Below are 15,733 nucleotides of genomic sequence, written 5' to 3' on the forward strand. Positions count from 1 at the left end.
AAGGCGTTGAGCACGTGACCGAATAACGGTTTGGATCGCCCATAAGCTCCTTGCTGTTTATTGCTGTGACGCCGCAAGGCGTTGAGCACATGACGGCAAGCCGCTTACAAGAGATGCGCAGTTTGACCTGTTTATTGCTGTGACGCCGCAAGGCGTTGAGCACATCGAAAAAAAGTACCCGCTTAAACTGGACCTGCAGACTGTTTATTGCTGTGACGCCGCAAGGCGTTGAGCACGCGATCAATATTACATTCCCCATAGCCTCAGCGGCCGGCTGTTTATTGCTGTGACGCCGCAAGGCGTTGAGCACGGTCCAGGGCTTGAGTTCAAAGGGAAGATACTGCACACTGTTTATTGCTGTGACGCCGCAAGGCGTTGAGCACACCCGACCGGCGGCGCGGCATTTACGCAGAATAAACGGCTGCTGTTTATTGCTGTGACGCCGCAAGGCGTTGAGCACCATCGCTTTGCGCCGTACTTGCTCCGCATCCTGTCTCCTGTTTATTGCTGTGACGCCGCAAGGCGTTGAGCACATCTTTATGTTCCCATGAATCGTAACGATTCCCGTGACTGTTTATTGCTGTGACGCCGCAAGGCGTTGAGCACTCTGCAAGACGCCAAGTTTCTTCGAACATTTCTTCGCTGTTTATTGCTGTGACGCCGCAAGGCGTTGAGCACATCTCGCAAGGCGACCCCGATCGAAAATCCGAATCCTGTTTATTGCTGTGACGCCGCAAGGCGTTGAGCACCTGGAACACGTGTTGGAAGTTTATTGGGCAACTGATGCTGTTTATTGCTGTGACGCCGCAAGGCGTTGAGCACAGCGCCAAGAAATTTCGCGAGGCGAACGGGATCGCCACTCTCTGTTTATTGCTGTGACGCCGCAAGGCGTTGAGCACTACAAAGTCAACTTTAACACTGGGGCGGGGAATGCAACGCTGTTTATTGCTGTGACGCCGCAAGGCGTTGAGCACACCTGACGCTCCCATCCGGATACTCCAGGTTGTCCGAGACTGTTTATTGCTGTGACGCCGCAAGGCGTTGAGCACAGAATAAACGCATCGTCGAGCGCGTCTTTACGGATATTCTGTTTATTGCTGTGACGCCGCAAGGCGTTGAGCACTACGAAGCAAACCGGAAATTGTACGAATCGCAGACTGTTTATTGCTGTGACGCCGCAAGGCGTTGAGCACCGACGCTCGCAGCTGCTGATGTTATTGTTGTATTAACTGTTTATTGCTGTGACGCCGCAAGGCGTTGAGCACCTTGCCAACATAGGTTATCATTCCATCCGGCGGTGGCCTGTTTAATGCTGTGACGCCACAAGGCGTTGAGCACTTGCAAAAATATTTGAATAGACGAGGACACGATGTCGCAACTGTTTAATGCTGTGACGCCGCAAGGCGTTGAGCACAAAAAAACCGCGTCAACCATGAGCGGCAAACGAACTGTTTAATGCTGTGACGCTGCAAGGCGTTGAGCACCCGACACTCAAAGCTGTGCAGGACGAAAAGATCATGGCTGTTTAATGCTGTGACGCCGCAAGGCGTTGAGCACGCATAGCCGCCAGTGCTGCGACTATCCCCATGATGGCCTGTTTATTGCTGTGACGCCGCGAGGCGTTGAGCACTGCTTACTGACCTGGAAGGGGCGGGCTACACCGCGTCTGTTTATTGCTGTAACGGCCTTCGATGGCAATATGCGGCCGCCCTTCAAGTGCTTTTCCTTTCCTAACTCTCAGCACCTTCTGTCAAACCGTCACCGGTTTACCGGTGTGCCCCGCCATCCGTCAAATTGTCCAACGCCCCGTCTCCCGCCGTTTACGCGCCCCGTCTCCGGGCAGATTGCTTAGGCGAAAGTTGCAAAAGTGCAGGAATTCTGGCCCAAACAGATAACTATAGCGCAAAATTCTGCAAAAATACAGTATTTTTTTGGAAATTATCGCTTGGCTGGGCTTGAACGGGTCAAAAAATTGTATAATCGCAGCAATTTTGGCCTTTTCGTTACTTTACGCCCGAAAATATTGCATTTTCGCAACTTTGTCCTCGCAGCCGGTTCTTCGAACTAAAGAGACGGGGGAGACGGAATGGCGGGGAGGGGCAAGCTCAAGCCGCGCAACAAAGCATTGGCCAAATTTGCTCCGGAGTCCGCAAAACCGCCAATTCGGGTCAAAAACAACATATTGTCCGCTTGTCAGCCGAAATTGTCGCCGCCCCTTTTCGCCTTGCTGTAACAGCGCTTTCATGCGATGCCGAAAATGACATATTTACGAGCGTCCCCCGGATTGGCTATCGTTTCAGTATGCAAGCGCTCGCAAAACATATTCCGCGAGCCGGCGTCTGCAACATAAACATAACGGTATTCGGAAGGGAGGGGTGATGGCGATGCAGGATACGAAAACAATGAAAACATTATTAACGGGCGGCACCGTCCGGAAACCTGAGCAGGGGAAGCAGGCGAACGGGAAATGGTGGAAGCGGATTGTCCGAAACTGGGAGCTTTATCTGTTTATCGCACCCGCCTTTTTCTACTTCCTTATTTTTTGTTACGGTCCGATGTACGGGATTCAGATCGCTTTTAAAAATTACATTCCCACAAAAGGGTTTCTGGGCAGCCCCTGGGTCGGCTTCGATCATTTTGTCCGTTTCTTCAACTCCTACTACTTTTGGGATTTGCTGTGGAACACGCTCAGCATCAGCTTGTATGAATTGGCTGTCGGCTTTCCGATTCCGATCATTCTGGCGCTGGCGTTCAACGAGCTGAAGAACGGATTTTTCAAACGATTGGCCCAGACCGTCACGTATGCGCCCCATTTTATTTCCGTTGTCGTCATGGCCGGGATGATCATTACCTTTTTGTCGCCATCGACGGGGATTATCATCCACATGTTGGAATGGCTCGGTTTGGAAGCGCCTCAATTTCTGACCGATCCCAGATGGTTCAAAACGATGTACGTGTTCTCGGGGGTGTGGCAGAGCGCAGGCTGGGGAACGATCATCTATTTGGCGGCGCTGTCGGGCGTCGATCCTCAACTGCACGAAGCGGCCATTATCGACGGCGCGTCAAGATTCCAGCGGGTGCGCCACATCAATATTCCGACGCTTGTCCCGACGATGACCATACTGCTCATCCTGAATATGGGCAGCCTGCTCGGGGTAGGATTCGAAAAAATATTGCTGTTGCAAAACCCGCTCAATATGGAATCGTCGGATGTCATATCGACATTCGTGTACCGCTCGGGGCTTGTCAATGCCCAGTACAGCTTCTCGACGGCGATCGGTCTGTTCAATTCCGTGGTGAATGCGATTTTGCTCGTGGTCGTCAACCAGATTGTACGCCGTACGAACGAGCACAGCTTGTGGTAGAAAGGAGGGAGACCGATGATTTCCGCCGTGAAGGAAACGAAACGGGACAAATTATTCCTCATCTGCAATTATATTTTCGTATTTCTCGCTTTCGTCATAGTGCTCTACCCGCTGATCTACATTGTCAGCGCTTCCGTCAGCGATCCGAAGTTTGTTGGATCAGGTGAAATGTGGCTATGGCCGAAAGGCATTACGTTCGAAGGCTACCAACGGGTGTTCGAGAACTCGGCGATCTGGAGAGGATACCGAAACACGATTCTTTATACGGTCGTGGGCACGCTCATCAATCTGATTGTGACGCTGCCGGCCGCCTATGCCTTGAGCCGCAAAGATTTTGTCGGACGGAATTTCTTTATGGGCATGTTTATGGTTACGATGTTTTTCGGCGGCGGTCTTGTGCCTACGTACTTGCTTGTCAAAGAACTGGGCATGATCAACACCATGTGGGCGCTCGTCATTCCTTCGGCCGCCTCGATCTGGAACATTGTCGTATCCCGAACCTTCTTCCAGACCTCGATTCCGAAGGAGCTGCAGGAGGCCGCGCAAATGGACGGCTGCACGAATATGCGGTTGTTTATTAAAATTATTGTTCCGCTGTCGATGCCGATTATCGCGGTGATGTCGTTGTTTTACGGAGTCGGCCACTGGAACAGCTACTTTTCGGCGCTTATTTATTTAAATGATTCGGCTCAATATCCGTTGCAGCTCGTGCTTCGCCAAATTCTCGTGCTGCAGGAGATGTCGGCGCAGGGCAGCGGCATGATGGACGCGTCGACAGCGTCGGCCTTGAACAACAAGGCGGAAATCGCCGCATTGGTCAAATACGCCGTCATCATCGTGGCGACTTTGCCGGTCATCGTCGTATATCCTTTCCTTCAGCGCTATTTTGTGCAAGGGGTTATGATCGGTTCCGTTAAGGGCTGATCTTGCTCATAAATGATCATCAAAAGGGGAGTTGCAGAATGAAAAAGCTTCGCAAGGCATCGTCGATGCTGCTCTGTCTGACGCTGGCGGCTTCCATGCTGGCGGCATGCGGGCCATCGAAGGGAGAAGACGGATCGTCCTCGTCCGGTGCGTCTCAAGAGGCGTCCAATGTCAAAAAGGAAGGCTTTCCGATCGTAGACGAGCCGATCACGCTCAAAATGATGTCGCAAGACGTTGGCGTAGCCGACTGGAACAACATGCCCGTGCTTCAGGAAATGGAGAAGCTGACCGGGATCAAATTGGAATACGAGCTTGCTCCGCTGGACAGTTTCTCCACGAAGAAAAACCTTGTGTTTGCCAGCGGCGATTTGCCGGATATGCTGTATGCGGCGGATTTGAAACCGGCCGAACAAGTTACGTACGGTTCGCAAGGTGTTCTGATTCCTTTGGAGAAATATATTGATGAAGGCTATGCGCCGAACCTGAAAAAGATACTGGACGAGCATCCGGAAATCCGCAAAAACATTACGACGCCGGACGGCCATATTTACGCCTTGCCGTTCATCGACACCGCTGCCGTCTGGTACCGCAGCCCGATGTGGTATAACGGCAAATTTCTGAAAGCGCTCGGGGTAACGGAATTGCCGAAGACGACCGAAGAACTGTATAACTACCTGAAGCGCGTCAAGGAGGAGGACCCGAACGGCAACGGGAAGGCGGACGAAATTCCGCTCACGTCGGTCAAGCTGGACGATCTGCGCATGTATTTCCTCGGTTTCTGGGGCATTTATGACGAAAAAATTTATGCGGACAAGGACGGCAAGGTTCACTACACGCCTCAGGAAGAAGGGTATAAAGGCTACTTGACCTTCCTGAACCGGTTGTGGAAAGACGGTCTGCTCGACCACGAAACGTTCTCGCAAACGCCCGAACAGAAGAAGGCAAAAGGCCAGAACAATCAAGTGGCATTGTTCAACGATTATTTCCCGTACTTCACGCTGGGCGGCGAACCGAGCAGCGAGCATCCGATGATGACGCCGGTAAGCAGCGAAATTCCCGGCACGCCGGTGTACGGCAAACATCCGGGGATGTCCGCGAACGGCACGTTCGCCATTACGAGCAGCAACCCGGCTCCGGAAGCGACCATGCGGTGGGTCGACTATCTCTACAGCTACGAAGGCTCGACACTGTTCAATCAAGGACCTGAAAACCTGCTGTGGAAGTATAAGGACAAGGAAAATCGCGTGAAAGAATGGCTGCCGGTGCCCGGCGGCGGCGATCGCGAAGAGTACCGCGGAACGATCACGCCGAACTACGGTATTTTGACTCCCGGCATCAATGATCCGGAAGTGACGAAAGGTCTGAGAACGGAATTCGACGACTGGATCGACAAGGAAAATCAGGAAAAGCTGGTGCCGATCGCGAAGGTGCCTTTCCCCAACGTCTATCTGACGAATGAGGAGCAGACCGAAGCATCCGCATTATTGTCCGATCTGGACACCTATGTTCAGCAAATGGAAGCGAAATTCGTAACCGGTCAAGAATCGCTGTCCAACTGGGACAAGTACGTCGAGCAGATCAAAAAGATGGGCGGCGACCGGATCGCCGAGCTGTACCAGGCCGCATACGATCGTTGGAACGCGGAGAAATAAGCCCGTCAAACTGCCGAACAGAAGAAGACGACAAAAGCCCGGTCTTTGCAGACCGGGTGTCGGCTTATCGCGCTTATTCGCCCTCGGCGGTCAAGTCGTGGCCGCCGTATGCGGAGTGCATCTTGCGGTACTGGCCGGGCGTGTATCCGGTTTCTTTTTTGAATTTGCGGATAAAGTTGGGCGTATCCAGATAACCGACCCGGGTGATGATGTCTTTCAGCGAGTCGCTCGTTGAGGTGAGTTGTCGTTTGACCTCCTCCACCCTTTTCTGCCAGACATACTGGGAGAAATTAAGTCCCATCTTTTCCTTGAACGAACGGCTGACATGCGAAGGCGAAACAGCAAATTCAAGGGCGACCGTCTCCAGGCTGAGCGCATGGTCGGTGTAATGGTCGTCAATGTAGGCCGCAATCTGATCGGTAAGAGACTGCTCTTCTTTTTGCTTGTCGAGCTCGACCTGATTGCAGATCCGGGAAGCCAGATTGAGCAGACTGCGTTCCAGTTCCTCAAACGATTGGGTGTAGATCATATTCGGAGCAATGTCGTGCATCGTATGATGAATGCCGAGCTCCGCAGCGGTTTTCAGCATCGTGTTCAGAATGTCGAAGCTGATGCAGCGCTTCAGCAGCGCGGAGTGGCCTGACGATTGCAGACTCTCGATGGACGACCGGATCATCTGCGTCGCGACATCGTAGCTGCCCTGCTTCAAGCTTTGAGACAGCTTCATGAGAATGTTGTTCGGAATCCAGAACGTATGCTCCGGCGTATAGGAAAGCTGCTCGAAATAGGTGATCGTGCCGCTCGCGCCGGATACCCCCAGTTCGAATGCGGAGCACGCTTCGATAAAGGACTGGTTCAGCTGGTTCGGGCTTGAGTAACACGTTCCGACGCCGATCATGGGCATGACATCGATCGTTTCCAGCAGATTGCTGCGAACCGCATCGACAATGTCGCGGACATGGGAGAATTCCCCGATCGAACCGTCCGGATCGAAGCAGACGATAAGCGCGAACCGGTCCAGCTGAGGGAGCTCGACGCCGTAGGCGTGGGCCGACAATTCCGGGAATTCGATACGGGACAACAGCTCGGTCAGATCCTGCCGTTCCGGCTTGTCCTCCTGCCGCTCCCCGGTCTCGCTCCGTCCGATCACCATCACGAAGAGGCGGGAACGGTCAAAGCGAACATCGAAAGCATCCTGCAGCTCCGGGGTCAGATTCCGGACATTTCCGTATTTCAGCAGCAGGGACAGAAAATGATTGCGGGCGTAAGGCTCCTGAAGATCCACTCGCGAACTGTACTCCTGCAGCGCCGTTCGGATGCGGTCAAGCTCGTTGCCGGAAACGGACGATCCGGCCGCCGAACGGATGTCTCCGTCTTTGGACTTGGAAGCGGCGAACTCGACCAGCGTCGATATCGGCTGGTACTGCATTCTGGCGAGCAGGAGCGCGACCGCCGCGCCGACCGCCACCACGATGACGAACAGCATGATGATGAAGCTGCGGACATGGAGCACGCTGCTGAAAAATTGGGCGCTCGGCATGAGCGTCACATAGGTCCAGCCGTTGTTTTCCGATTTGACGGATACGATCGAGTGCGGCTTGCCGTCCACCATTTTGTCGTGAATGCCGGGAGAAAGCTCGAACAGGGAACTTGCTTCGCTCCCGTCCAACGATTCGCCTTGGCGATTGTCCGCGAGAATCTGGCCGTTTTGGTCGAGAATCAACGTCTGGCCCTGGTAATCGCCCAGAATCGAATCGATCAGACTCGTCAGCGCGGACTCCCGAATCAGGTACATGACCGTTCCGTGAGGATTGGGACTGTTCGGCGTAATCGGTACAAGGTATGCCAGCATCGTCTGCTGCAGATGCGTATTGCGGTTGACGAGATCGGCCGGGCGCATCGTCGGGATTTTGACGCTGTTCAGGTCCCGGAACACGGCTTCCTTATTCCAGTTCTGGAAGCTGAAATGGCTTGCGAATACGTCGAAACGATAAAGACCTGCAGAGGAATAGATGTTTTCGTCCTGATGAAAATACAGGAACATTTCGTCAATGATGGAGCTTGTCGCCTTGTATTGGTCCAGCGCCTGAATCGCTTCTCCGCTATAGTAAGGATCGTGGACCCGGTATGGCGTCAGCCGCTTGTCATAAGAGATGCGGGAAGCGATCTCGCTCAGTTCCTTCATCCGCCCGTCAATCATCACTTTCGTTTGCGTCAACTGATCGAGACGGGACCGCTCGATTTCGGCACGGAGGTTTGTGACGGCGTTTTCATAAATAAACACGGTCACCAGAACGAGCGGGATCAACAAAATGAGCAGGTAGGACCAGATATATTTCATGAACAGCCTGGACTTAAAATAATTCGGTTTCAATTGATTTCCCCCTGATGTGCTGACGATGACGGATTCGTTTCATGATTTTAATGATATTGTAATCATACAATAAACGGCTCTTCGGAGGTAGACGATGAGTAAAAACGATATGGCCGGGAAACAGGATCAGGTGGTCGAACATGGCGTACATAACTACAGTGCCGAAGAGGAGTGGGTGAAGCCTGAAAATCCGCTTCTGCTTGAGCGTCTTGAGTGGTTCAAGGATCAGAAGCTGGGCCTGATGATGCACTGGGGGCCGTATTCCCAGCTTGGCATTGTGGAATCGTGGGCTTTGAGCGACAAGGATGCGGAATGGTCCCGCGACGGCATCGACTGGGATGTCGACGCCGAGGAATTGAAACGGCAATATTTCGGCTTGAACAGGACGTTCAATCCGGTCCGCTTTCAGCCCGAGCTGTGGGCGGATCTCGCTGCTGAAAACGGATTCAAATATTTGAATTTCACGACCAAGCACCATGACGGCTTCTGCATGTGGGATACCCGCACAACGGATTACCGCATTACAGGTCCGGACTGTCCGTTCCACACCCACAAGCATGCCGATATTTGCAAGCGGCTGTTTGACGCGTTTCGCGCCAGAGGTCTCGGCATTTCCGCTTACTTCTCGAAAGCCGACTGGCATACGCCCTACTATTGGGCGCCGGGAATGGAGCGGGGAACGTTCACGGCGCGGGGACCTTCCTACGATCCGCAGGACTGTCCCTGGTTGTGGGAAAAGTTCGTCCGATTCACGCATGAGCAGATTATGGAGCTGATGACCCGTTATGGACGGATCGATATATTATGGCTCGACGCGGGATGGGTCTGCGCGCAAAACGGCCAGGACATCCGCCTGGGCGAAGTGGTGGAGAAAGCGCGCAGCATTCAGCCCTGGCTGCTCACGGCCGACCGCACCGTCGGCGGACCGTACGAAAACATTATTACGCCGGAGCAGACGCTGCCTGAGCGTCCGTTGAACGTTCCTTGGGAGAGCTGCATCACGATGGGAACATCGTTCTCTTTCCGCTATGAGGATCAATATAAATCCGTGCGGCAGCTCATTCATCTGCTGATCGAAATTGTGGCCAAAGGCGGCAATCTGGCTCTGAATATCGGGCCGCAGCCGGACGGAAGACTTCCGGAAACCGCCATATCCCGCATGAAGGGGATGGGCGAGTGGCTGAAAGCATATGGCGAAGCGATCTATGGGACGCGGGCTTGCGCGCCGTATTCCGCGGGCAACTGCCATTTTACCAAAAAAGGCGATGTTACGTATGCGTTCTACTTGTACAAGGAAGGAGACGAGATCGTGCCGGAGGAGCTGCACATTCCGATCCGGGGAGACTTCGGCAAGGTCGGTCTCGTAGACGGACGGGACGGACTGGAGCATCGCCGAACCGATAACGGAATCGCAGTCCGGATGCCGGAAGAGCAGCGCCAGGGTCAAACGCCGATCGCGCATGTATTTCGCCTGCAATAGGCGAGCCGACGTTATTGTACTGGAGGGGAACGAGAAGTGAATCGAAGCGGAGTGCCGGAGCCGAAAATCGAGTTCGCTCCGAAACATTACATTTGCAGACGCGCGTCCGGACCGCTGGAGATGGACGGCCGTGTCGACAAGCCGTTCTGGGCGGGGGCGGAATGGACCGACGATTTTGTCGATATCGAAGGGGATTCGCGTCCGAAGCCGGCCAAGCGGACCCGGGTCAAAATGCTGTGGGACGACGACTGTTTTTACTTTGCGGCGGAACTGATGGAGGATCAGATCTGGGCGACGCTGACGGAACGGGATTCCGTCATCTTCCACGATAACGATTTTGAAATTTTTATCGATCCGGACGGTGATACGCATCTTTATTACGAATTCGAGATCAATGCGCTGAATACGGTATGGGATTTGCTGCTGATCAAGCCTTACCGCGACGGCGGCCCTCCGGTCAATGGCTGGGACATTCGCGGGCTCAAGACGGCGGTGCATATCGACGGCGAGCTGAACCGCCCCGGAGCGGCGAACCGGAAGTGGAGCGTGGAGGTGGCCATGCCTTGGACCAGCTTGCGCGAATGCGCGCCTTACGGCCGTCCGCCGGCGGCCGGCGAATTCTGGCGCGTCAATTTCTCCCGCGTCGAGTGGCAGGTGGAGGTTCAGGAAGGAACATACCGCAAAGTCGTGAACCCGGATACGGGCAAGCCCTATCCGGAAGATAACTGGGTATGGTCCCCGATGGGCATTATCAATATGCACTATCCGGAACTGTGGGGATATGTGGTGTTCGCGGACGAGAACGGTCCCGAATCGTTCGAGCTGCCGCCGGACGAACGCGTCAAATGGGAGCTGCGCAAGCTTTATTACCGCCAGCGCAATTATTTCGAAGCGAACGGAACATTTGCCAAGGATGAAAAGCAACTGATGGGCGGCGATTCGTGGAGCATCGTTCCGAGGATCGAGACGACCGGGAAGACGTTCCTCATTTCGGCGCCGGCGACGGACGGAAACGGAAGGCTGTATATCCGGGAAGACGGGAAACTGTGGAAGGAGTGAGCTGCCGATGATCGCCGATACCTCCGTATTTTCGCTCGATCAAGAAACGATGGAACGGGTCGAGCAACGATTCAGGGAGAAAAGACGGCTTGCCCGTGCGAAGGAACGCGAGCTGTTCGGTATATTCCACGAGGAAGAGCTGACGGAAGAAGAAACCTGGGCGCTCAAATATTTGTACGCCTACATGCCGGTGAACGACCTTGCAGACTACGAAGGCTCGTTATTCCTGAGCCATGTCCGCAAGACGCTTGAAATCCGGAAGGAAGTGCCGTGGGGGGACAAGGTGCCCGATCATCTGTTTCTGTATTACGTGCTGCCATACCGGGTGAATACGGAAAATATCGAGGATTCGCGCGGAATCCTCTATCGCGAACTGGCGGAGCGGACGAAGAACTTGTCGATGGCGGACGCCATTCTGGAGACCAACTACTGGTGCCATGAGAAGGCGACCTATACAGGCAGCGATTTGCGCACCGCTTCACCGCTTGCGACAATCCGGAGCGCGCGGGGTCGCTGCGGCGAGGAAGCGACGCTTGCCGTCGCCGCGCTGCGCAGCATCGGCATACCGGCCCGTCAGGTCTATACGCCGCGCTGGGCGCATTGCGACGACAATCACGCATGGGTGGAAGCGTGGGCGGACGGAGAGTGGTATTATTTCGGCGCATGCGAGCCCGAACCTCGTCTGAATCAGGGCTGGTTCAGTCCGCCCGCCCGGCGGGCGATGTTGGTCAATACGAGAATATTCGCCAATTATCCGGGGCCGGAGGACATTACGCTCGCTGACAAATGGTTTACGGAAATCAATTTATTGGATGGCTATGCGCCTACGCGCACCGTTACCGTTGCGGTCAAGGATGAGCAGGGCCGTCCGGCCGGCGGAGCGGATGTGCATTTCCAGCTGTATAATATGGCGGAATTTTATCCGATTGCGTCGCTGAAGACGAACGGGCAAGGGGAGGCAACGTTTAAGACGGGCTTCGGGGATTTGCTCATCCGGGCCGTCAAGGAAGGGCGCTTCGGAGAAGCGAAGCTCGCCGCGCAGGAGGGGCGCATCGAACTGATACTGGATCAGACCGGATATGCCGAGGGAACGCTCGATTTCGATATGGTCCCTCCGCCGGAGCGGGACGGCGACGGCGCCGATGCGGTCCCGGAGGAAGAGATGGAGCGGCATCGGAAGCGGGTAGAGGAAGGCGCGGCCATTCGGAGACGATACGAGGAGACGTTCATTCAGGAAGAAGAAGCGGCCGGGATTGCCCGCGAATTGGGCCTGCCGCAAGAGCGGGTATCGGATGTGCTGGGCAAGGCGCGCGGCAACGGCCGCGAAATTGCCGCTTTCCTGAAGGAACGGACGCCCGAATATGGGGAGTGGCCGCTGCGGCTATTGGAAAGCTTGAACGAGAAAGATCTCGTCGACACCTTCCGGCCCGCTCTGAACGATCATTTGATCGGCTCCCTGGCTGTACGGGGCGAGCTTCCGGAAGATGATTTCGTCCGGTATGTGCTTTGTCCCCGCGTCCAATACGAAATGATCGTTCCGTACAGACGCTTGTTCCAGGAAGCCTTCACGGAAGCGGAAATTCGCGCATTCAAGTCGGACCCTTCCGCATTGGCCGCCACAATCGATGAAGGCTGGGAAGTCTGGGAAGATCTCCCGAATTTGAAGGGCAAGGGGAACCCGGTAGGCACCTTCCGGCTGAAGGCGGGAGACCGGACCTCGCTCGATATTTTGTTTGTCGCCGTTTGCCGCAGCCTGGGCATCCCGGCACGGCTCCATCCGAGCGAACAGAAGCCCCAGTATAGGATGAACGGGGGCTGGACAGACGTACGCTCCGCCGAATCGGTCGTGAAGAAGGCGGAGCGCAAGGAATGGGGCAGACTGCGGTTGCTCCGGGATGCCGAAGCGGCACCGGATGCCCCGGCCGCTTCCTATTTCGGGAATTTCTCGTTTGCCCGTCTGGAGAACGGCGTCTTCAAAACATTGCTCTATCCGTACGGCAAATCCGATGTGTATGACGAGACGTTCGAGGTGGAGCCGGGCACGTACCGGTTGACGACAGGGAACCGTCTGAAGGATGGAACGGTGCGGGTGCGTTTTAACTATTTCACGGTACGCGCCAATGAGCTTACGGAGGTCGCGTTGACGTTTCGCCATGCTTCATTGGATATTCCGGTACTCGGCGCCGTGGATCGGAGCCGCAAATGGACTTTGCCGGACGGAACGCAGCAGTCGATTGAAGAGGCTGCGGGAGACGGCGCCATCTTCATCGCCTGGATCGAACCGGAGCGGGAACCGTCCAAACATTTGCTGCGGGAACTGGGCGAGCTGGCCGAGCCGTTTGCGGAGCAGTCGGTCCCGGTCGTGCTGATCGGTCACGACTGCCGATGGGCTGCCGCTTTCCGTGAAGGCAGCCATAAGCTTCCGACATGCGCCGTTATCGCCTGCGACCCGGACTTCGCCGTGCTGGAGAGCGTGCTGCCGCGGTTCCGGGCCCATGAAGCAGGCTTCCCGCATGTTTTTGTACTGGACAGCCAGGGCCGGATTCGTTACGCGCAGTCGGGCTACAAGCTCGGTACGGGCAAGGAAGCATTGCGAATTGTGACCGGCCTGCGGCCATAACAAGAGAGGAGCGAGATGGGATGAACGGAAGAAAATATATTGCGGCGGGCTATGCCGTCGATGCCAGACTTCCGGAGCTGACCGAGGAGGACCTGGCGAAATTGACCCATTTGAACGTCGCGTTCGGACATGTCCGGGACGATGAAATCCGTACGGATCATTTGAAACATCTGCATCTGCTGCCGGAAATCAAGCGCAAGTACCCGGATCTTGCCATTTTGCTTTCTGTCGGCGGATGGGGCGCCGGGGGATTCTCCGAGGCGGCTTCTTCCGAAGAGGGGAGAAACCGGATGGCGCAATCGGCCGTTCGCGCGCTGACGGACTATCCTTTTGACGGCATCGATCTGGACTGGGAGTATCCTTGCTACGGCGAAGCCGGCATCCACGCCAGTCCGGACGACAAGACGAATTTTACGCTGCTCCTGAAAACGATCCGCGAGGCGCTCGATCGGCAAGGCGAACGGGACGGGCGGCGCTATTTGCTGACCATTGCCGCCGGGGCCGACCAGTATTACGTCGACGGGACGGAAATGGATCAGGCGCAGCGCTATCTCGATTTCGTACAGCTGATGACTTACGATATGCGCGGCGGATTTCAGGTTTTGACCGGGCATCATACGAATCTGTATACGCCGTCCGGAGACTTGTTCCGCATTAGCGTGGACGCTTCGGTCAACCTGTTTATGAAGGCGGGCGTTCCGAAGGAGAAAATCGTAATCGGCGCCGCGTTCTACTCCCGCATGTGGAAGCAGGTTCCGAACCGCAATCGCGGTCTTCATCAGATGGCGGGAAGCGCGGGAGGATACGGGCCGGACTTTTCGGCTCTGGCCGCCGATTATATCGACAAGAACGGATATACCCGTTACTGGGACGAGGAAGCCAAAGCCCCGTATTTGTTTAACGGCGACACCTTCATCTCCTATGATGACGAAGAATCGATTCGCCACAAATGCGAATATGTAAAATCGCGCGGCTTGGCCGGCGTCATGTTCTGGGAATACGGCTGCGACGCCACGCACCGGCTGCTGGATGCGATTTACCGGGGGCTTCTGACCTAGCTCTTCTTTTTCTTCATCGCTCCCGCCAAAGCTTGCGGGCCTGTCGGCGTGAGCATGCGCATATTTTTCACGTCTGTGCAAATACTGGTTGTGTTGATGACATACAACCAGGAGGCGGTGCCCTATGTGCGAGCGTTATTCGCTCCAGGCCGACAAGGCGGATCTGGTCGGCATGTTCCGGATCGAGAAAGTCCATCATTGCAGTACGAACCGCTTCAACATCGCACCGCTGCAGAACGTGACGATCGTCATGAACAACCGTCACGGCGAGCGGGTGCTGCAGCAGTCGCGTTGGGGGCTGTTTCCGTACTGGGCCAAGGATTCGGTCAATGCCGACGGGGGGTCTCTGGCCCGCAAGCCGTTTTTTGAGCGGATGCTGAAAAGGCAGCGCTGCGTCATCCCGTGCAGCGGGTTCTACGGCTGGAAGCCGGGCGAAAAGGTGAAATCGCCGCGGCCGATGCATATCGTCATGCCGGGACGCCCGCTGTTCGGAATGGCTGGGTTTTACGATCAATGGCGCAACGCGGACGGAGAGGAAGTGCGCGCCTTTACGATCGTAACGGTTCCGGCGGCCGGCGCCATCTCGGTCTGGCATGACCGTTTCCCTGTCATACTGGACGAAGAAGCCGCCGACCGCTGGCTCGACCCGTCGCTGACCGACTTCACCTTGCTGCGCAAGTTTTTGGAGCCGGTGGAGGCTTCGCAACTGCGGGCGTATCCCGTCTCGGAAGCGGTCGCCGACGAAAACTACGAGTCGCCGGACTGCGTCAGGGAAATCCGGGCCGATTTTGCCTGAAAGCCGGTTCGCCGCCCATACATGCAGGCTCGCGGTGCATGAGGGCGGCAACCGGCTTTTCTGCCTGTCCGGCCGTCCGCGCCAGTCGGAGCGCCTCGTCTTCCGTCAAATCGTCTCCGGTCTGTCGGTGTACCTCGTCTTCCGTCTAACCGTCTCCGGTTCGTCGGAGCGCCTCGTCTTCCGTCTCATCGTCCCGGTCCGTCGGAGCGCCTCGCCTTCAGCCCCCCCGTCTCTCGACCGATTGCTTTGGCGAAAAGTTGCAAAAGTACAGGAATTTTGGCCCGAATAGATGACTATGGCGCAGAATTCTGCATAAATACAGGAATTTTTGGAAATTTGATCTTATCCGGCTTCAACAGCTCAAAAATACTGCATAATCGCAGGAATTATTGCGTTTTGGTTATT

General features: G+C 55.4%; 9 protein-coding genes and 1 CRISPR repeat array (1 of these 10 only partly in view). Of the genes, 8 read left to right on the forward strand and 1 reads right to left on the reverse strand.

The window, feature by feature from the left end; all coding sequences use genetic code 11:
- Positions 1–1,630: direct repeats of the CRISPR family, unit length 36 nt; unit sequence CTGTTTATTGCTGTGACGCCGCAAGGCGTTGAGCAC (it extends 459 nt beyond the left edge of the window).
- A 772-nt stretch (positions 1,631–2,402) separates the two neighbouring features.
- The 3 genes from ABEV74_RS01120 to ABEV74_RS01130 are packed head-to-tail and all read left to right on the forward strand — an operon-like array spanning position 2,403 to position 5,941.
- On the forward strand, positions 2,403–3,365 hold the full coding sequence (locus tag ABEV74_RS01120) for an ABC transporter permease (RefSeq protein ID WP_082655689.1): 963 nt from the start codon (positions 2,403–2,405) through the stop codon (positions 3,363–3,365).
- A gap of 15 nt (positions 3,366–3,380) precedes the next feature.
- Entirely contained in the window at positions 3,381–4,289 is a 909-nt protein-coding gene (locus tag ABEV74_RS01125; protein ID WP_062496131.1) for a carbohydrate ABC transporter permease, read from the forward strand.
- 38 nt (positions 4,290–4,327) lie between these two features.
- Positions 4,328–5,941: an extracellular solute-binding protein gene (locus tag ABEV74_RS01130; RefSeq protein ID WP_062496129.1), complete on the forward strand. Its 1,614-nt coding sequence runs from the start codon at positions 4,328–4,330 to the stop codon at positions 5,939–5,941.
- 73 nt (positions 5,942–6,014) lie between these two features.
- On the opposite strand, the gene ABEV74_RS01135 is transcribed toward ABEV74_RS01130, so the two are convergent.
- Positions 6,015–8,315, reverse strand: coding sequence for a helix-turn-helix domain-containing protein (locus tag ABEV74_RS01135; protein ID WP_430142866.1), 2,301 nt, complete (start codon positions 8,313–8,315; stop codon positions 6,015–6,017).
- 94 nt (positions 8,316–8,409) lie between these two features.
- Between ABEV74_RS01135 and ABEV74_RS01140 the strand changes: the two genes are divergently transcribed.
- From ABEV74_RS01140 to ABEV74_RS01160, 5 genes are all read left to right on the forward strand, one after another.
- A complete protein-coding gene (locus ABEV74_RS01140; protein WP_430142868.1) occupies positions 8,410–9,795 on the forward strand; it encodes an alpha-L-fucosidase in 1,386 nt (461 codons plus the stop codon).
- 36 nt (positions 9,796–9,831) lie between these two features.
- Positions 9,832–10,854: a carbohydrate-binding family 9-like protein gene (locus ABEV74_RS01145; protein ID WP_430142870.1), complete on the forward strand. Its 1,023-nt coding sequence runs from the start codon at positions 9,832–9,834 to the stop codon at positions 10,852–10,854.
- Between the two features lie 7 nt (positions 10,855–10,861).
- Positions 10,862–13,474 (forward strand): transglutaminase domain-containing protein, encoded by a 2,613-nt coding sequence (locus tag ABEV74_RS01150; RefSeq protein WP_430142871.1) that lies wholly within the window; start codon positions 10,862–10,864, stop codon positions 13,472–13,474.
- 20 nt (positions 13,475–13,494) lie between these two features.
- On the forward strand, positions 13,495–14,532 hold the full coding sequence (locus ABEV74_RS01155; protein ID WP_430142873.1) for a glycoside hydrolase family 18 protein: 1,038 nt from the start codon (positions 13,495–13,497) through the stop codon (positions 14,530–14,532).
- A 124-nt stretch (positions 14,533–14,656) separates the two neighbouring features.
- Complete coding sequence (locus ABEV74_RS01160) at positions 14,657–15,328, forward strand: SOS response-associated peptidase (protein ID WP_062496116.1); 672 nt, start codon at positions 14,657–14,659, stop codon at positions 15,326–15,328.
- The last annotated feature ends 405 nt before the right edge of the window (positions 15,329–15,733 follow it).

Source organism: Paenibacillus cisolokensis (assembly GCF_050481165.1).
Taxonomy (GTDB): domain Bacteria; phylum Bacillota; class Bacilli; order Paenibacillales; family Paenibacillaceae; genus Paenibacillus_AH; species Paenibacillus_AH cisolokensis.